General features: G+C 72.5%; 22 protein-coding genes. 18 read left to right on the top strand and 4 right to left on the bottom strand.

Going from position 1 to position 17,596, the window contains the following annotated elements:
• Nucleotides 1-107: 107 nt before the first annotated feature.
• The 4 genes from ETD96_RS05220 to ETD96_RS05205 all read left to right on the top strand — a co-directional run bounded on the left by ETD96_RS05220 (nt 108) and on the right by ETD96_RS05205 (nt 2,291).
• Entirely contained in the window at nt 108-1,010 is a 903-nt protein-coding gene (locus tag ETD96_RS05220; RefSeq protein WP_171068867.1) for a phage major capsid protein, read from the top strand.
• Nucleotides 1,007-1,198, top strand: coding sequence for a hypothetical protein (locus ETD96_RS05215; protein WP_138634878.1), 192 nt, complete (start codon nt 1,007-1,009; stop codon nt 1,196-1,198). The genes ETD96_RS05220 and ETD96_RS05215 overlap by 4 nt, the downstream gene beginning before the upstream one ends.
• Nucleotides 1,199-1,587: 389 nt before the next feature.
• A complete protein-coding gene (locus tag ETD96_RS05210; protein WP_240807250.1) occupies nt 1,588-1,980 on the top strand; it encodes a phage terminase small subunit in 393 nt (130 codons plus the stop codon).
• Complete coding sequence (locus ETD96_RS05205) at nt 1,977-2,291, top strand: hypothetical protein (RefSeq protein WP_138634875.1); 315 nt, start codon at nt 1,977-1,979, stop codon at nt 2,289-2,291. Before ETD96_RS05210 ends, ETD96_RS05205 begins: the two co-directional genes overlap by 4 nt.
• Nucleotides 2,292-2,382: 91 nt before the next feature.
• On the opposite strand, the gene ETD96_RS05200 is transcribed toward ETD96_RS05205, so the two are convergent.
• A complete protein-coding gene (locus ETD96_RS05200; protein WP_138634872.1) occupies nt 2,383-2,577 on the bottom strand; it encodes a hypothetical protein in 195 nt (64 codons plus the stop codon).
• Entirely contained in the window at nt 2,570-2,866 is a 297-nt protein-coding gene (locus tag ETD96_RS05195) for a hypothetical protein (RefSeq protein ID WP_138634869.1), read from the bottom strand. The genes ETD96_RS05200 and ETD96_RS05195 overlap by 8 nt, the downstream gene beginning before the upstream one ends.
• A gap of 290 nt (nt 2,867-3,156) precedes the next feature.
• Here ETD96_RS05195 and ETD96_RS46460 point away from each other — a divergent pair, with 290 nt between their 5' ends.
• On the top strand, nt 3,157-3,270 hold the full coding sequence (locus ETD96_RS46460; protein ID WP_240807248.1) for a GntR family transcriptional regulator: 114 nt from the start codon (nt 3,157-3,159) through the stop codon (nt 3,268-3,270).
• A 477-nt stretch (nt 3,271-3,747) separates the two neighbouring features.
• On the opposite strand, the gene ETD96_RS05185 is transcribed toward ETD96_RS46460, so the two are convergent.
• Nucleotides 3,748-4,368, bottom strand: coding sequence for a hypothetical protein (locus ETD96_RS05185; protein ID WP_138634866.1), 621 nt, complete (start codon nt 4,366-4,368; stop codon nt 3,748-3,750).
• A gap of 189 nt (nt 4,369-4,557) precedes the next feature.
• On the opposite strand from ETD96_RS05185, the gene ETD96_RS44415 reads away from it, so the two are divergent.
• The 4 genes from ETD96_RS44415 (at nt 4,558) to efeB (ending at nt 7,887) form a co-directional block, all read left to right on the top strand.
• Complete coding sequence (locus tag ETD96_RS44415) at nt 4,558-4,710, top strand: hypothetical protein (protein ID WP_171068866.1); 153 nt, start codon at nt 4,558-4,560, stop codon at nt 4,708-4,710.
• Between the two features lie 207 nt (nt 4,711-4,917).
• On the top strand, nt 4,918-5,385 hold the full coding sequence (locus tag ETD96_RS05180) for a YbjQ family protein (protein ID WP_138634863.1): 468 nt from the start codon (nt 4,918-4,920) through the stop codon (nt 5,383-5,385).
• Between the two features lie 110 nt (nt 5,386-5,495).
• Complete coding sequence (gene efeO / locus ETD96_RS05175; RefSeq protein WP_138634860.1) at nt 5,496-6,629, top strand: iron uptake system protein EfeO; 1,134 nt, start codon at nt 5,496-5,498, stop codon at nt 6,627-6,629.
• 25 nt (nt 6,630-6,654) lie between these two features.
• A complete protein-coding gene (efeB, locus tag ETD96_RS05170; protein ID WP_138634857.1) occupies nt 6,655-7,887 on the top strand; it encodes an iron uptake transporter deferrochelatase/peroxidase subunit in 1,233 nt (410 codons plus the stop codon).
• A 25-nt stretch (nt 7,888-7,912) separates the two neighbouring features.
• Here the strand turns inward: efeB and ETD96_RS05165 are convergent, their stop codons facing one another.
• The gene (locus ETD96_RS05165; protein WP_138634853.1) at nt 7,913-9,163 is read right to left on the bottom strand and encodes a molecular chaperone DnaJ; all 1,251 of its coding nucleotides are present in this window, start codon (nt 9,161-9,163) and stop codon (nt 7,913-7,915) included.
• 196 nt (nt 9,164-9,359) lie between these two features.
• On the opposite strand from ETD96_RS05165, the gene ETD96_RS05160 reads away from it, so the two are divergent.
• From ETD96_RS05160 to ETD96_RS05125, 9 genes are all read left to right on the top strand, one after another.
• Nucleotides 9,360-9,935 carry a TerD family protein gene (locus tag ETD96_RS05160; RefSeq protein ID WP_138634850.1) on the top strand — a complete coding sequence of 192 codons (576 nt, stop codon included), beginning with the start codon at nt 9,360-9,362 and terminating at the stop codon, nt 9,933-9,935.
• Nucleotides 9,936-10,062: 127 nt separating this feature from the next.
• On the top strand, nt 10,063-10,641 hold the full coding sequence (locus ETD96_RS05155; RefSeq protein ID WP_138634847.1) for a TerD family protein: 579 nt from the start codon (nt 10,063-10,065) through the stop codon (nt 10,639-10,641).
• Nucleotides 10,642-10,703: 62 nt separating this feature from the next.
• Nucleotides 10,704-11,840: a DUF475 domain-containing protein gene (locus ETD96_RS05150; protein WP_138634844.1), complete on the top strand. Its 1,137-nt coding sequence runs from the start codon at nt 10,704-10,706 to the stop codon at nt 11,838-11,840.
• Nucleotides 11,841-11,889: 49 nt separating this feature from the next.
• Nucleotides 11,890-12,468, top strand: a complete 579-nt coding sequence (locus ETD96_RS05145) for a TerD family protein (protein WP_138634840.1) — start codon at nt 11,890-11,892, stop codon at nt 12,466-12,468.
• A gap of 25 nt (nt 12,469-12,493) precedes the next feature.
• The gene (locus ETD96_RS05140) at nt 12,494-13,651 is read left to right on the top strand and encodes an HpcH/HpaI aldolase/citrate lyase family protein (RefSeq protein ID WP_138634837.1); all 1,158 of its coding nucleotides are present in this window, start codon (nt 12,494-12,496) and stop codon (nt 13,649-13,651) included.
• A complete protein-coding gene (locus tag ETD96_RS44410) occupies nt 13,648-15,006 on the top strand; it encodes a phosphoribosyltransferase family protein (RefSeq protein ID WP_171068865.1) in 1,359 nt (452 codons plus the stop codon). The genes ETD96_RS05140 and ETD96_RS44410 overlap by 4 nt, the downstream gene beginning before the upstream one ends.
• Nucleotides 15,003-16,115: a cysteine protease StiP family protein gene (locus tag ETD96_RS44405; protein ID WP_171068864.1), complete on the top strand. Its 1,113-nt coding sequence runs from the start codon at nt 15,003-15,005 to the stop codon at nt 16,113-16,115. The genes ETD96_RS44410 and ETD96_RS44405 overlap by 4 nt, the downstream gene beginning before the upstream one ends.
• A complete protein-coding gene (locus ETD96_RS05130) occupies nt 16,112-16,918 on the top strand; it encodes an HAD family hydrolase (RefSeq protein ID WP_138634834.1) in 807 nt (268 codons plus the stop codon). Before ETD96_RS44405 ends, ETD96_RS05130 begins: the two co-directional genes overlap by 4 nt.
• 125 nt (nt 16,919-17,043) lie before the next feature.
• Nucleotides 17,044-17,596, top strand: a 553-nt coding sequence (locus tag ETD96_RS05125) for an MGH1-like glycoside hydrolase domain-containing protein (protein WP_420884732.1), incomplete at its 3' end; no start/stop codon positions are given.

The following is a 17,596-nucleotide window of genomic DNA, read 5'->3' as shown; positions in this document are numbered from 1 at the left end:
CGTGGTCGGCCCCGCTGCCCCGTCCGCCCCGTGGGCGCCCGGCATGACGGCCTGTGGCCGCGCCGGAGACGAATCCTCACCGTCTCTACGCACCACGGGAGCACCTCGTGACCTGGTTGACCACCAGCGGCACGGCGGGCGGATCGTTCGCCCCGACCGAGGCCGCCGACTACTTCTTCGACCGGCTCAGGGCGCGCAGCGTCGTCCTGGAGTCCGGCGTGCGCGTCGTGCGCACCACCGCCGCCCGCCTAGCCATCCCGCGCGTCCTGGGCGACGCCACGGTCAGTTGGACGGCCGAGGGCGAGGAGATCACACCGTCCGACCCGAACGCCGACACGATCACCGCGACCCCGCGGGCGCTGAAGGCCTTGGTGTACGCCAGCAATGAGCTGATCTCCGACTCCAACCCGGACGCTCAGGACGTGCTGGCCGACAACCTCGCCAAGGCGACCGCGCTCAAGCTCGACCTGGGCCTACTGGAGGGCACGGGCACCGCCCCGCAGATCCGCGGGCTGAAGAACCAGAGCGGTATCCAGACGCTCTCCATGGGCACCGATGGCGCCGCGCTGACCAACCTCGACCCGTTCACCGACGCGCTCGGCATGCTGGAGGAGGCCGACGCCACCGGCACCCCCGCGATCGTCATGCACCCGCGCAACTGGCGGGCGCTGAAGAAGATCAAGGAGGCGACCGGCTCCAACAAGCCCGTGCTCGTGGACGGCGCCGGCTCGCCGACCGAGGGCGTCCGGCGGAGCTTCGACGGTGTTCCGGTCTGGCTGACCACGCAGCTGTCCACCGCTGAGACGCAGGGCACCGCCACCGACGCGAACAGCATCTACGTCTACGACACCACGCAGGTTGTGGTCGTGATGCGGCAGGACGCCACCGTCACCACCGACGCGTCCGCCGCGTTCAGCAGCGACCGCACCGCCGTCCGCGTCGTCCTGCGGGCCGATGTGGTCCTCCCGGACCCCTCCGGGGTCGTCCGCATCATGGGGGTGAAGCCGTGAGCAACGTCCGCGTACGCATCGCCGACGGTCGACAGGTCGTCACCGACCTCGGCCACCACTTCGGAGGCGAGGAACTGGCCGTCCCGCCCCCGCTGGCTGAGGAGTGGGTCCGCTTCGGATGGGCCGTCCGCGTCGAGCAGGCGGCCGACAAGCCCGCCGCACGCGGCAAGCAGAGCCGCACCTCATGAACTCCGGCCGCGCCTGCTACTCAACAGCCAGGCAGGCGCGGCCGGACCCGCCGCCGATGGTCGGCCCCGCCTCCTCCTCCGTGGCCGACCATCGGCGCGCACGATGTGCAGGGCGCCGAGCGAACCAGGCACCGAACGTGCAGTGCCGCCCCCGACCGCCGCGCGTCACCCAGGGTGACCGCCGTCCGTGGTCACACGCTGTGACGGTCACCGTGGGTGGGGGACGACCTCTTGATCTTGTAGGGGGCGCGACCGTGCGGGAGGGCTCTGCCCAGTCGCTACAGCAGTTGGACTCAAACGGGACCCGACCGGGCTCACGGTCCGTGACCGCCGCCGGGGCGCCCGCCGGTCCCGCCAATCACCGTTGGTGACGACGAGAGGAGCACGTCATGCCCGGTCCGAAGGCCGACCCGTCCCGGCCGTACAGCCGCCACCGCGAGCGGGGCGGCCGGAAGGTCGTCACGCTGCCCGCGCAGTGCGACTTGCCCGCCCCGGACCTGCCCGAGGGCCGCGCCTGGACCGGCGCCGAGCGCGACCGGTGGGCGGAGCTGTGGTCGAGCCCGCAGGCGACGATGTGGGACGACTCGTTCGTCCCGGCGGTGGCGATGTACGTCGTGCACGTCTCGGCGGTGCTGCGCGGCGAGGCGTCCGCGTGGATGGCGCAGGAGTCCCGCCACCTCGCGGAGCAACTCGGGCTCACGCCCCGCGGGATGCTCGCCCTCGGATGGGTGCTGCAGGACCCGCAGCCGCCGGCCGAGGTGACCCCGCTGAGGCCCGCGTGACGACCCGCCGGGAGCTGCGCGCCCGCCTCGTCACCACCGCCCAGCCGCCGCCGGAGGCCCGGGGCCGCCCGCCGGTCCCGCTCAGGTTCGCCGAGTTCACCGCGCTGGAGTGGATCGAGCGCGCCGACCTGCCGCACGGCATCGGCCCCGACGAGGTGCTGAGGCGCATACGGACGGTCCCCCGCGAGGCCAAGACCGGGGACGACTGGCAGTGCCACGCCGCGTTCCGCCTCGCCCGCCGCCACTGGCGCCGCGCCCGCCGGGAGTGGGCACGGGCGAACGGCTACGACGTCCGGGAGATGGGGGCCTGAACAGTCCTTAGACCCCCTCTGACCTGCCCGTGAACAGACCACACCCCCGGTACCCGCGCAGGTTGACCGGGGGTGTGGCGTCCGTGGGGGCCTACTCGCCCTGCTCGTCTCCGCTCTCGGCGCGGCGCCGCGCGGCGGCCGGGTCGGCGACGGCATCGGCGAGGAACGCCACGCGTTCGGCGTCCTCACGCTCGCCCGCCCAGTAGGCCGACTCCGGCACGATGGCGTCCATGAGCGCCTGATAGGCCGCGAGGCGGTCGGGGAGGTCCGGGGGCACGTCAGACACTGATGCCACCACCCGGACCGTTGACGCGCCCTGTGTGGGCGTCCTCGCGGCGCTGTAGCTCGGCTTCCATCATCCGCTCGGCGAGGCGCTCGGCCGCCGTGATGATGCCGAGCTTGATGTTCTCGGCGACGCACCGGACCTCCAACTCTCCGAACGAGCTGGCCGTGACGCGCAGGGCGCAGCCGAACTCCAGGTGTGTGTCGCTGAGGCCGCCGCGCCGGTCCGCCGTCCACGTGGGCGCGGTGTCGTGCCGCCGCACGGTCCATCCGTCGAGCTGTGGTGTGTCCATCGGGGGTCCCTCCCGGTCGCTGAACGTGTCGGCACCATAACCCGCAATGCAGTGCGGTGCATAGCAGTGCAGCGCACGCCATGACTATGCCCAGCTCAGCGGGTATCTACGGTGCCGGACATGGAGGAGATCCCGCCGTACGCGCCGAACCCGGCCGCCTACGTCTACGCCGAGGTTGCCGCGCACCTCGCGCTGCGCATCGATGCCGGGCGCCTGGACGACCCGCCCGCCGGGCGCTGGCACCGGGCGCCCGTCTGGCCGGCGAGCGTGACCTTGCTGAGGAGTACGGCGTGGCCGTCGAGACCGCGCGCCGCGCCGTCCGGGAGTTGCGGGACCGCGGACTCGTCGTGACGCTCCCCGCCAAGGGGACGTTCGTCATCGAGCAGGCCACCGGCGACGAGTAGGGGTACTCACGGAGCGAGTACCCCTGAGTTGGGCTCATCCATACGCAGGTCGACGGACCATCCTCGCGGCGCCGCGGATATGGTCCGGGCGGGTACCGGGCTCTGGCTGGCACCCTGCACCTGGCTCAAGGCGGGCGCAGGTCGACGGACCAGGCAGTGCCCGGTGCGTCAACCGGCAGTTGACAGGCTCTGCCCGGTACCTGCAGCACCCGCCTTGAGGCAGGTTCAACCCCACGCGCACGGGCGAACGGCTACGACGTCCGGGCGACTGGGGAAAGTTCCCCAGTCCGCGTCCGCGTCCGCAGGGGCCGCACACGACGTTCGAGCAACTGAGGAATTTTCCTCAGTCCGCGTCCGCGTCCGCAGGGGCCGCACCCTCCGCGACCTGCGTCCCGGTCATCACGACGCAGGTCCGGACACGCGGACGCCCCCGCCGCGAGGACGGGGGCGTGAAGGGTGTAAGGAGCGCTTACACCCCTACCGGGCGCGCTGCTCGATCTCGGCGACCAGGGCGACGCAGCGGGTCAGGGCCGCGTGCGCGTGCTCGGCGGTGCGCCAGATCATCTCTTCGTCGGCCGCATGTCCGGCGGCCGACAGGGCGCGCATGCCCTCGATGGTCTCCCGGACGGCGGCGGCGAGCCGCTCGTCGCGGACGTTCCCGAGCTCGCTCTCGAGCTGGGCGGCGAGGCGGTCGGCCCGGCGCGCGATGTCCAGGCGCCGCGCGAGGTCGCGGACGCCCGCGGGCTCGCCGTCCGGCCACGTCGCCGACTTCCCGGCGGTCGCGTCGTCGGGGGTGTCCACTGAACACTCCCCCTGCTCGTCGTCGTCCTGGGCGCGGTAGGCGCGGATCGCGGCGACCTCGGCCGTGACGCCGTGCTTGGCGGCGAGCCGGTCGAGCGCCGCCGCGCTCTCCTCCGCCGTCACCGGCTGCTCGTCGTCGCCGTGCGACGCGCAGGCGAACACCTGGGCGCCGTCGACGACCCCGACGGGGATCATGGGGGCGACGTCGATGCGGCACACGACGCAGGCGCGCCCGTCGCGCTGCGCGAGCGTGAGGGCGGCCGGGTCGAACGTGATGCGGGTAGGCTCCATGCCCATGGCGGAAGGCCCTTTCTGCCTAGGCCCCGGATCCGGTGTTCCCGCACCGACCGGGGCCGTCCTGCGTCTGACCCCTCCATTGGGTGTCATGACACCCTGGACTATAACCTCACTGTCATGACACCCACAAGGGGTGTCGGGGCTCCGTAGGATGCTGCCCGTCATGACACCCCGCAGAGAGGGCATGGGATGCCAGGCAAGGGCACGCCGCGCCGGTCGATCCGCGTGAGCGACGAGCAGTGGAAGAAGGCGAAGGACAAGGCCGAAAGGGAAGGGCGTGACGTCTCCGACGTCGTCCGGGACTGCCTGGACGAGTACACGAAGGACGACCCGAAGAAGTAGCGATCGTCAGTCCAGGATATTTTCCGCCCGACGTTCGCTCGCCACCTGCGTTTTCGCAGGTCATGCGCAGCGTTCAAGCCGCCATAGTCCGCGAGTATCTGGAGTGACGGCCGGCCCGGGGAGGGCGGGCCCGCACGGGCCGTCCTCCCCGGGGCCTGTCCCGGCATTTTGTCGCTTTTCGTCCGAGCGGTGATCTACCGTGGTGACATGCTGATCGTGACGACTGACGGGGTGCCGGGGCACGAGATCAGGAGCGTGCTCGGGGAGGTCCTCGCGACGGCCCTCCAGGTCGGCCAGGGCGACCAGGGCGCCGCGCCGCAGCCCGGCAGCAGCGCGACGTTCCGGGTGACGGGGGAGCGGCCGGCGGCCGGCCTCGCGGCCGCGCGCCGCGAGGCGGTGGACCGGCTCGGCGAGGAGGCGCGCCGCCGGGGCGCCAACACCGTGGTCGGGATGCGCTTCGACACCGCGGCCGTGGGCGGCGGGTTCGAGGTCTGCGCGTACGGGACGGCCGTCTGGGCCGAGCCCGCGGGCCGGCAGCGCGACCAGGCGCCGCAGTACCAGCAGCGGCAGGCCCCGCAGCAGGGCCAGCTCCCGCCGTACGGGGACTCGCAGCCGGGCGGCCCGCCGATGGCCGCGCGCAACCTCACGATGGGAATCCAGGACCGGCCGCGCTGAACCGCCCCGCCGGGGCACGGCCCCGTCGCCCGGGGGCCTCTTGACGGGCTGAGGACAGGCTTCGCTAATTTAGGTGAGCCTAACCATCTGCTCGCCCCCTGGAGTCCCTGATGCGCCCTGTGTCCGTCCTCGCGATCGCCGGCGCCGCCGCCGTGTCGATGTCCCTGCTCACGGGGTGCGGCGGTGACGGGGACGAGGCGGACGCCGCGGGCGCCATCCCGGTGACGGCCACCGACGACGCGTGCGAGGTGGCCAAGACCGACCTCACCGCGGGCAAGACCACCTTCAAGGTCACCAACAAGGGCTCCAAGGTCAACGAGTTCGAGGTGCTCAAGCCGGACGGCAAGATCCTCGCCGAGCGGGAGAACATCGGCCCGGGGACCAGCGTCGACTTCGTCGTGAACCTGCCCGCCGGGCAGTTCAAGCTGCTGTGCAGCGCCGGGCAGACCGGCAAGGGCCCGTCCCAGAACGTCACGGTCACCGGCGCGGCCGCCGGCGGCGCCGACGCGCGGCTCACCAAGGCCGCCGCCGACTACAAGGCGTTCGTGATCGTCCAGCTCGACGACACGATCGCCAAGACCCGCCAGTTCGTGGACGCGGTCAAGGCCGGCGACGTCGCGAAGGCCAAGGGGCTGTACGCCCCGTCCCGCGTCGGCTGGGAGACGATCGAGCCCGTCGCGGAGAAGTTCGGCGACATCGACCCGAAGGTCGACGCCCGCGAGGCCGACCTCAAGCCGGAGGAGAAGAAGGACTGGTCCGGCTGGCACCTGCTGGAGAAGGCCCTCTGGGAGGACGGCTCGGTCAAGGGCAAGGAGAAGTACGGCGACCAGCTGCTCGCCGACCTCGGGACGCTGAAGTCGCGGCTGCCCGGCCTCACCCTCGACCCCGTCAACGACATGGCGGGCGGCGCCAAGGAGCTGCTGGACGAGGTCGCCACCGGCAAGGTCACCGGCGAGGAGGAGGCGTTCAGCCACACCGACCTGGTCGACTTCAAGGCCAACGTCGACGGCGCCAAGAAGATCTACGACCTGCTCAAGCCGGTCGTCCAGGAGCGGGACGCCCAGCTCGCGGGCGACCTCGACGACAACTTCGCCAAGGTCGAGGGGCTGCTGAAGAAGCACGAGGAGGGCGACGGCTACGTCTCCTACGACAAGGTCGGCAAGGACGACCGCAAGCAGCTGGCGGACGCGGTGAACGCCCTCGGCGAGCCGCTGTCCAAGCTCGCCGAAGCCGTCGCGAAGTGACCGGGACCGGAGAGGCGGCGGCGAGATGACCGAGGCGCGGCCGGGACTGTCCCGGCGCCGGATGCTGGGGTTCTCCGGCGCGAGCCTGCTCGTCGGCGCGGCCGCCGGCGCGGGCATCGACCGGATGGCGTTCGCCGACGGGGACGCGGACGCCGGCGCGGCCGTCGCGTTCCGCGGCCCGCACCAGGCGGGCATCGCCACGCCCGTCCAGGACCGGCTGCACTTCGCCGCGTTCGACGTGACGACCGGCGACCGCGACCGGCTCGTCCGGATGCTGAAGGAGTGGACGGAGGCGGCGGCCGCCATGACCGCCGGGAGGCCCGTCGGGGACGGCGCGGTCGGCGGGCCTGCGGTGGCGCCGCCCGACGACACCGGCGAGGCGCTCGGCCTGCCCCCGTCCCGGCTCACGCTGACGATCGGGTTCGGGCCCACGCTGTTCGAGAAGGACGGGAAGGACCGGTTCGGCCTCAAGGCGCGCCGCCCGGCCGCCCTCGTCGACCTGCCGCACTTTCCCGGCGACAGTCTCGACCCCGACCGCAGCGGCGGCGACATCGCCGTCCAGGCGTGCGCGGACGACCCGCAGGTCGCCGTGCACGCGATCCGGAACCTCGCGCGGATCGGGTTCGGCACCGTCTCGGTCCGCTGGTCGCAGCTCGGGTTCGGCAAGACGTCCTCGACCACGCCGGACGCGCAGACCCCGCGCAACCTGTTCGGGTTCAAGGACGGCACAGAGAACATCGGCTCCACCGACACGGCGCTGCTCGACGAGCACGTCTGGGCGGGGAAGGGCGACGGCGCGGCGTGGATGGCGGGCGGCTCCTACCTCGTCGCCCGCCGCATCCGGATGCACATCGAGACCTGGGACCGGACGTCCCTGCGCGAGCAGGAGGACATCTTCGGCCGGAACAAGGGCGAGGGCGCGCCCGTGGGGGAGGTGAAGGAGCGCGACAAGCCCGTCCTGTCGCGGATGAAGCCGGACGCGCACGTCCGACTGGCGCACCCCGACTCCAACCGCGGGGCGCGGATCCTGCGGCGGGGCTACTCCTTCACCGACGGGTCCGACGGCCTCGGCCGGCTGGACGCGGGCCTGTTCTTCATCGCGTTCCAGCGCGACCCGCGCACCGGGTTCATCCCGATCCAGCAGTCACTGGCGACCGACGCGCTGAACGAGTACATCCAGCACGTCGGATCGGGCGTCTACGCGTGCCCGCCGGGCGTCCGCGAAGGCGGCTTCTGGGGCGACACCCTCTTCACTTAGGACGCGCCGGAGTGGGGCCCTGGCGCTAACCCTGCCCGGCCCGCTCCGAGCGGATGCGGGTCACGACGTCCCCGGCGGCGGTCTTGATCGACTCCAGCTCCCGGAGGTAGGCCCAGTAGTCCGGATGGGCGCCGCCGAGCCGCTTCGGCGCGTTCTCCAGCCGCTCGACCAGCCCGTCCAGCACCCGGACGTGCTGCGGCGCGGGACCGCCCGGCTGGGCCATGGCGAGCCGCTGCGCGTCCCGCACGGCGAACTGGGCGCTCTCGGCGGGCTTGGCGGGGTCGGCGGCGACCGCCTTCAGCTCCTCCACCCGGCCGGTGACCTGCCCGGCGCGGCGGTCGGCGGCGTTCAGCTCGGTGCGCGCGGCCGTGAGCGCCTGCTGCGCCTGCTTCCACTCGGTGCGGGCGACGTGCGCGGACGCCTCGTTCAGCCGCTCCCGGGCCCGCGTGACGGCGGCCTCGATGGACTCCGGCGCGCCCTTGAGGTCCTGCCAGCAGGCCTGCGAGTAGCCGCGCAGCAGCACCCGCATCGCCTCCCGGACGGGCCCGACGCGGTTCGCGGCGGCGTCCGCCCGCGTCCGGACGGAGGCGAGCGAGTTGCGGACCTTCTGCGCCAGCTGCGGCAGCTCCGCGGCGGCCTCCCGGGCCCGCTCGGCGATCTCCCGGACCTCCTCGGCCTTGCGGAGGGCGCCGTCCAGCCCGAGCCCGCCGAGCCCCTTCGAGCCGAGCTGCGCGAGGACCTGCCGGGCACGGGCGAGCTCCGCCTCCGGGTCGGTGGCGTCCATCCCCGCCTCCCGCGCGGCGGTGACGGCGGCGTCGGCGGCGGCGACCGCCTCGCGGGCGGCGGCCAGCCGCGGCGGGAGCTGATCGAGGGCGGCCTCCAGCCGGGCCATCCGCGGCGCGAGCCGCTCGGCGAAGCCGTTGAGGTTGCCGGTGACCTGCTGGAGCCGCTCGGTGGAGGCCACGAACGCGCGGCGGGCCGCGTCGTACTCGGCCGGTGACCGGTCCTGGTCATCGACGTCGTGCGCGTCCAGCACGGAGATGTAGGCGATCGACGCGGCGTCGGCGGCCTCCGACAGCCCGTCGAACTCCCGCCGGACGGGCGCCGCCGCGGCCGCGTCCAGGTCCTCGAAGACGGTGACGCGGCCGCCGAGGTACTTCTGCGCCTGGTCCATGTCGTAGAAGGCGGCCGCCGCCGCCTCCTTGGCCTCGACTGCCGCAGCGGCCGCCTGCGCGCCCCTGCCGCCCCGGCGGCGCTGGTCGCCCGGTCCCCGCAACGCTGCCTCCTCTCGTCCCTGCCCAGTCTGGCCCAGACCGCGCGTGTTTCGCGCCCCGGGTGGGCGTCCGGCCGCCGCCCGGGGCGTTCCGCGTCACAGGTCGACAACGGATGGAACGGATAGCATCGCTGCTACGTCGATAATGCTGGGCGCCGGGTCGGCGTCCCCATACGGCATGCGATCTTGGAGGCCCATCGTGCCCGTCAGCCTGAGCAAAGGCGGCAATGTCTCGCTCACCAAGCAGGCGCCCGGACTGACCGCGGTGATCGTCGGTCTCGGCTGGGACCTGCGGACCACCACCGGCACGGACTTCGACCTCGACGCCTCCGCCATGGTGCTGGACGGCTCCGGCAAGATCATCACCGACCAGCACTTCGTGTTCTTCAACAACCTGCGCACCCCCGACGGCGCGGTCGAGCACAGCGGCGACAACACCACCGGCGCCGGCGAGGGCGACGACGAGCAGCTGAAGGTCAACTTCGGCGCGATGCCGGCCGCCGCCGAGCGGGTGGCGTTCGCGGTCTCGGTCTACGACGCCGACAGCCGCGGGCAGAACTTCGGACAGGTCCGCAACGCCTACATCCGGGTGCTGAACCAGGCCGACGGCGCCGAGATGGCCCGCTACGACCTGTCCGAGGACGCCTCGATGGAGACCGCGATGGTCTTCGGCGAGCTGTACCGCAACGGCACGGAGTGGAAGTTCCGCGCGGTCGGCCAGGGCTACGCGTCCGGGCTGGCCGGCATCGCGATGGACTTCGGCGTCAACCTCTGACCCGCCCCCGCCGACCGGAATCGCCGACCGGAACCGCCGTCCGGTCGGCACCCCGTCCGAACCGCGCCGCGCCCCCGGCCGGCGCAGCACACCACACCAGGAACTTCAGGAAGGGAACGGCCCGAACATGGGAGTCTCACTCGCCAAGGGCGGCAACGTCTCGCTGACGAAGGCCGCGCCCAACCTCACCGCGGTCACCGTCGGCCTCGGCTGGGACGTCCGCGCCACCACCGGCGCCGACTTCGACCTGGACGCGTCCGCGCTGATGCTGGCGGGCACCGGCAAGGTCATCTCCGACCAGCACTTCGTGTTCTTCAACAACCTGCGGAGCCCGGACGGCTCGGTCGAGCACACCGGCGACAACCTGACCGGCGAGGGCGAGGGCGACGACGAGTCGATCAACGTCGACCTCACCGGGGTGCCGGCCGAGTGCGAGCGCATCGTGTTCCCGGTGTCGATCTACGACGCCGACAACCGGCACCAGAGCTTCGGCCAGGTGCGCAACGCCTTCATCCGGATCGTCAACCGGACCGACGGCAACGAGCTCGCCCGGTTCGACCTCACCGAGGACGCCTCCACCGAGACGGCGATGGTCTTCGGCGAGCTCTACCGCCACAACGGCGAATGGAAGTTCAGGGCCGTCGGGCAGGGGTACGCCTCGGGTCTGGCCGGCATCGCGATGGACTTCGGCGTCAACGTCGGCTGAGGTCGGCGCACCCCGCATCCCGGCCGCCCCGCCCGGCCGTCCTCTCTAGCAGAAATACGCGCATGATTCTTCGCACCTTCGGTTGGTCCTTCGGCGTCACGGCCCTCGGGTTGCTGGCCGCCTTCTTCTACGACGGGCCGACCGGCCTCGCGCTGGTCGCCGTCCTGGCCATCCTCGAGATCTCGCTGTCGTTCGACAACGCCGTGGTCAACGCCAAGGTGCTCGACAGGATGAGCCCCTTCTGGCAGAAGATCTTCCTCACCATCGGCATCGCGATCGCGGTGTTCGGCATGCGGCTGGTCTTCCCGCTGCTGATCGTGGGCATCACCGCCAAGCTCGGCCCCGTCGAGGCGTTCGACCTGGCGCTCAACGACTCGCACCGCTACCACCAGCTGATGAACGACGCGTACCCGATGATCGCGGCGTTCGGCGGCATGTTCCTGATGATGCTGTTCCTGAACTTCGTGTTCGAGGAGCGCGGCGACAAGTGGCTGCCGTGGCTGGAGCGGCCGCTCGCCCGCATCGGGAAGCTGGACCAGCTCGCGGTCGTCGTCGCGGGCGGCTCGCTCGCGCTGGTGTCGTGGCTGTCGGCCGACGACCCCGGCAACGTCATGATCGCGGGCGTGCTCGGCATGGTGACCTACATCCTGGTCAACGGGCTCGGCGAGCTGTTCTCCGAGGCGGGCGAGGACGACGAGGACGAGGACGAGGCGGCGGAGGGCGCGGCCGGCGAGGGCCGGGAGGCGGCGCCCGCCGGGCGGTCCGGGCCGAGTTCGCTGGCGCTGGCCACCGGCAAGGCCGGGTTCTTCCTGTTCCTCTACCTGGAGGTGCTGGACGCCTCGTTCAGCTTCGACGGCGTCATCGGCGCGTTCGCGATCAGCACCGACCCGATCGTCATCGCGCTCGGCCTCGGCATCGGCGCCATGTACATCCGGTCGCTGACGGTCTTCCTGGTCCGCAAGGGCACCCTGCACGAGTACGTCTACCTGGAGCACGGCGCGCACTGGGCGATCGGCGCCCTCGCGGTCTGCATGCTGATCAGCATCGGGCACCACGTGCCCGAATGGATCACCGGCGGGCTCGGCGCCGGGCTGATCATCGCGGCGTTCATCAGCTCCATCGTCCGGAACCGGGGCGAGGGCGACGTCGAGGCCCCGCCGTCCGGGGACGGCAAGCAGCTGCACTCCAGCAACGTCTGACCGGCGGATCCCCGCCCGCGCCCGGCACGACCCACCGAAGGAGCCAACGATGTCGATCTCGCTGCAGAAAGGGCAGAAGGTCTCGCTCGCCAAACCCGGCGGCGGGACCCTCACCCGGGTCCGGATGGGGCTCGGCTGGGACGCCGTCGCCAAGAAGGGCCTGTTCGGCAAGGGCAAGGCCCAGTCGATCGACCTGGACGCGTCCTGCCTGCTGTTCGACGCCGCCGGGAACCTCGCCGACCAGGTCTGGTTCCGGCAGCTGCGCAGCAAGGACGGCTCCGTCCAGCACACCGGCGACAACCTGACCGGCGAGGGCGCGGGCGACGACGAGGTCATCAACGTCGACCTGCAGAGCGTCCCCGCCAACGTCGCCCAGCTGGTGTTCACGGTGAACTCCTTCACCGGGCAGGACTTCTCGCAGATCGCCAACGCGTTCTGCCGGCTCGTCGACGAGAGCACCGGGCAGGAGATCGCCCGCTACGACCTGAGCGGCGCCGGCCAGCACAACGCGCAGATCATGGCGAAGGTGTCGCGGGACGGCCAGGGCTGGTCGATGACGGCGATCGGCGCGACCGCGACCGGGCGCACGTTCCAGCACCTGCTGCCCGCCGTGTCGGCGCACCTGTGATCCGGCGGGTGTGACGGGCGCGGCCATGCGGCATTTCGACCACATCGACGCCGCGCGTCGCAAGCACCTGTTCTACCGGCACCCGCGCCCGTTCGACCGGCACGACGACCCGGCGGTGCTGGCCGTCGCGCTCGGCGCGACGCTGTACTGCCCGGCGACGAGGCCCGCCCTCGCCGCCGATGTCGAGCGGGCGGCGGGGCGCGGCGTGATGAGCATGGTCGTCTGCCTGGAGGACGCGATCGCCGACGCGGAGGTCGCGGCCGGCGAGGCGAACCTGGTGGCGCAGTTCCGGACGCTGCACGCCGGCGGCGCGGACGTGCCGCTGCTGTTCGTCCGGATCCGCGACCCCCGGCAGATCGGCGACCTGCTCCGCCGGCTCGGCGGCGCCGCCGACCTGGTCAGCGGGTTCGTGCTGCCGAAGTTCACGCCGGTGTCCGGTGGAGCGTTCCTCGACGCGCTCGCCGACGCCGCCGACCGCACCGGGCGGCGGCTGCTGGCGATGCCGGTGATCGAGAGCCCGGAGGCGGTGTACGCCGAGTCCCGCGCGGAGATGCTGGACGACGTGGCGCGGCTGCTCGCCAAGCACCGGCCGCGGGTCCTCGCGGTCCGGATCGGCGCGACCGACATGTCCGCCGCCTACGGGCTGCGCCGGCCGCCGGACCTCACGATCTACGACATCCGGCCGGTCGCGAACGTGATCTGCGACGTGGTGAACGTCCTCGGCCGGGCCGACGGCACCGGGTACGTGGTGACCGGCCCGGTGTGGGAGTACTTCTCGGCGGGGGAGCGGATGTTCAAGCCGCAACTGCGGCAGTCGCCGTTCGACGCGCAGCAGGCGGCGCCGCTGCGGCAGCGGCTGATCACCTCGGACCTGGACGGCCTGATCCGCGAGGTCCACCTGGACAAGGCCAACGGCCTGACCGGCAAGACCGTCATCCACCCGAGCCACGTGGCGGCCGTCCACGCGCTGTCGGTGGTGACGCACGAGGAGTACTGCGACGCCGCCGACATCCTCGGCGTCGCCGGGGGCGGGGCGATGGCCAGTTCGTACGCGAACAAGATGAACGAGGCGAAGCCGCACCGGGCGTGGGCGCAGCGGCTGATGCTGCGGGCCCGGGTGTTCGGGGTCGCGGCGGAGGGCGTCACGTTCGTCGAGCTGCTGGAAGCGGCGGGCAGCCGGTGACCGCGTCCTGGGTCTCCGCGCGCCTCGGGGTGCGGCTGGCGGACGGCGCGTCCCCGGCCGGCGCCGGGCTGTCGTCGCTGGTGGGGCTGGCGGTGCGCCGCAATCCGCGCCGTGCGCACCTGCTGGTCTCGGCCGTGCTGGGCAAGCACGTCCCGACGGATCCGCGGCTGGTGTACGGGTCGGGGCTGCTGCTGGGCGAGCTCGTGCGCGCGCGCCTGGCGGGCGAGGAGGCGTCCCATCCCGGTGCGCTGCTTTCGGACGCCCTGCGCGGCACGTCCGGGGCCGCCGCGGGGCTGCGCGACCTCATGCGTGCTCCAAAGAGCCCTGTGGACGCGATCGTCCTGGGCTACGCCGAGACCGCCACCGCACTGGGGCATTCGGTCGCGGACGCTCTGGGCGGCGCCTACTACCTGCACTCGACGCGGCGTCCCGTGCCGGGCTTCGCCGCCTACGGCGGGTTCGAGGAGGAGCACAGCCACGCCACGAGCCACCTGCTGCTGCCGGCCGACCCGGTGATGCTCGACCGGGACCTGCCGGTGGTGCTGGTGGACGACGAGCTGTCCACGGGCCGGACGGTGCTGAACACCATCGAGACCTTGCACGCCGCTCGGCCGAGGGGGCATTACGTCCTGGCGTCCCTGGTCGACTTGCGCGACCCCGCCGACAGGGCGCGCATGGACGCTCTTGCCGACCGTCTTGGCACCCGCATTGACGCGGTGGCACTGGCCGGGGGGCGCGTGGAGCTTCCAGAGGGCATCCTTGAGGCGGGGCAGTCGCTCGTCGCCGGTATGTCCGGCGGCTCTGCCGCCGTCCTTGGCGGTGTGCAGTCCGAGGTGGCGCGGGCTGCGCTGGACTGGCCCGCCGACCTGCCGGACGGCGGCCGGCACGGCTTCCTCCCCGAGCACCGGGTGCGGCTGGAGAAGGACCTCGCCCGCATGGGCGACGTCCTCGCGGCGGAACTCGTCCCAGGGGCGTCACGGGTTCTCGTACTGGGCTTCGAGGAGCTGATGTACGCGCCGCTGCGTCTGGCGGAGGCGCTCGCCGACACCCTGCCGGACGTGGACGTCCGCTACTCCACGACCACGCGTTCGCCGGTGCTCGCCGTAGACGACCCCGGGTACGCGATCAGAACGCGCTTGGTGTTCCCCTCACACGACGACCCCGCCGACGGGCCGGGGGAGCGGTACGCCTACAACGTGGCCCCTGGCGCCGGTGAGCGCGGGTTCGACCAGATCATCTTCGTGGTGGACGACATCGGCGACACCGAGGCGCTCGCAGGCGGGCTCTTGGAACGGCTGCGCGCGCTTGCGCCGGTGCTGGTCGCCACCGTCCCCGCCTACAGGAGGGACACGTGAAGCCGCTGTACGGGCCGTCCTTCGGCAGTTACCCGGCCGAGGACGTCGCCTGGCTGCTCAAGGACCTCTCGCATGTGCGGCTGGAGGCGCCGACGGAGGAGCGCGAGGCGGCGATCCAGGCGGGACGCGCCCACTACGCCGAGTCGCTCCCCGTCGAATACCAGCCGGGCCCGGAGTACCGGCGGCTGTTCCACCGGGCGCTGGAGGCGTCGGCGGAGCGGCTCGCCTACGCGGCCGGGCTCGTCACCGAGATGGTCCTCGCCGAGCGCGGCCCCGACGCCGTCCTCGTGTCGCTGGCCCGCGCGGGGACGCCCGTCGGGATCCTGCTGCGCCGCTGGGCCCGCTACGCGCACGGCCTCGACCTCCCGCACTACGCGGTCAGCATCGTCCGGGACCGCGGCATCGACGCCGTCGCGCTGCGCTACCTCGCCGAGCACCACGACCCCGCGTCCGTGATGTTCGTGGACGGCTGGACCGGCAAGGGCGCGATCACGCGGGAGCTGACCGCCGCGCTCGCGCCGACCCCGTTCCCCGCCGACCTCGCCGTCCTCGCCGACCCCGGGCGCTGCACGTCCCTCTACGGCACCCGCGACGACTTCCTGATCCCGTCCGCGTGCCTCAACTCGACCGTGTCCGGCCTGGTCAGCCGGACCGTCCTGAACGCCGAGCTGATCGGGCCGGACGACTTCCACGGTGCCAAGTTCTACCGGGAACTGGCCGGCGACGACGTGTCCGCCCTGTTCCTCGACGCCGTCTGCGCGCGGTTCCCCGACGTGGCCGAACGCGTCGCCAAGGACCTGCCCGACCTGCGCGCCGCCGACCGCGCGCCCGACTGGTCCGGGTGGGAGGCCGTCGCGCGCTGCGCCGAGGCCGAGGGCGTCGACGACCTGAACCTCGTCAAGCCGGGGATCGGGGAGACCACCCGGGTGCTGCTGCGGCGCGTCCCGTGGAAGGTGCTCGTCCGCGCGGACGCGGGCCCCGAAGTGACGCACATCAGGCTGCTCGCCGACGAACGCGGCGTGCCCGTCCGTGAAGTCGAGCCCGAACGGTTCCCCTACGCGTGCATGGGGCTCATCCACCCGCGCTTCGGAAAGGGAGCCGTCCAGTGACCGTCCTGGTGTGCTCCGACCTCGACCGTACGCTCATCTACTCCGCGGCCGCCTTCGCCTTGGACGGCCCAGACGAGGCCATGCCGCGCCTGCTCTGCGTGGAGTTCTACCAGGGCGCGCCGCTCTCCTACATGACCGAGTCCTCAGCGCGGACACTCGAAACCCTCGCGACGGCCGCCGCGTTCGTCCCGACGACGACGCGCACACCCGAGCAGTACCGGCGCATCCACCTGCTGGAGAAGCCGCCCGCGTACGCCATCTGCGCCAACGGCGGCCACATCCTCGTGGACGGCGAGGACGACCCCGAATGGGCACGGACCGTCCGCTCCAAGGTCGCGGACGGCTGCGCCCCTCTCGCGGACGTCCAGCACCACCTCGCCCAGACCGGCGGCGACTTCGTCCTGAAGCAGCGCACGGCATCCGACCTGTTCGCCTACAGCGTCGTCGACCGGGCCGCCCTCCCGCCCGGATGGGTCGACGACCTCACCGGCTGGTGCGCCGAACGGGGCTGGCGGACGTCCCTGCAAGGCCGCAAGGTCTACTGCCTGCCCGCCTGCCTGACCAAGGCCGCCGCCGCCCACGAGGTCGCCCGCCGCACCGGCGCCACCGCGACCCTCGCCGCCGGCGACTCCTTCCTCGACACCGAACTCCTCGAAGCGGCCGACCGGTCGATCCGCCCCGCCCACGGCGAACTGCACGGCACCGGCTGGACGTCCCCCACCACCGCCGTCACGTCCGGCAAGGGCATCGCCGCAGGCCAGGAGATCGCCGAATGGCTCCTGGCCCGCGCCACCGAACCGTAAATAATCACGGACCACTCGCCGACCCCGTTGAGAATCGACACACCTCCAGGGGTCGCCGTCACCGCGATCTGAGGTGACAATCACGGTGAGAGCCCCCCGCTCGCCGAGGAGGTCACCTGGACCACATGAGCTCCCGTCTGACCGGTGACGAGACCGCGCTGTGGAAGGCCGCGGCCCGGGTACTCGACGCGAACTGGACAGGGACCGCGACCGCCGCGTCGCCCGGCCTCTACCCCCACCAGTGGAGCTGGGACGCGGCGTTCATCAGCATGGGCCTCGCCCGCCACCGCCGCGACCGCGCCGAGACGGAACTGCTCACCCTCTTCCGCGGCCAATGGGCCGACGGGATGCTCCCGCACATCGTCTTCAACACCAGCCTCGCCCGGCACGCGTTCTTCCCCGGTCCCGAACTGTGGCGCAGCGAACACCAGCCCGACGCGCCCCGCGGCGTCCACACCTCCGGCCTCACCCAGCCGCCGCTGCACGCCCTCACCGCCCTCCGCCTCCACGAAAGCGCCACCGACGCGGACGGCAGCCGCGCCTTCCTCGCCCGCCTCTACCCCATGCTCACCGCCCAGCACCGCTACCTCGCCCGCGTCCGCGACATCGCCGCCAGCGGCCTCATCGCCATCTGCCACCCCTGGGAATCAGGGCTCGACAACAGCCCCGCCTGGGACC

The sequence above is a fragment of the Actinomadura geliboluensis genome (assembly GCF_005889745.1).
GTDB classification, from domain to species: domain Bacteria; phylum Actinomycetota; class Actinomycetes; order Streptosporangiales; family Streptosporangiaceae; genus Spirillospora; species Spirillospora geliboluensis.
Note: the sequence above shows the minus strand (reverse complement) of the source record. Positions and strands in the feature narration are given on the sequence as shown.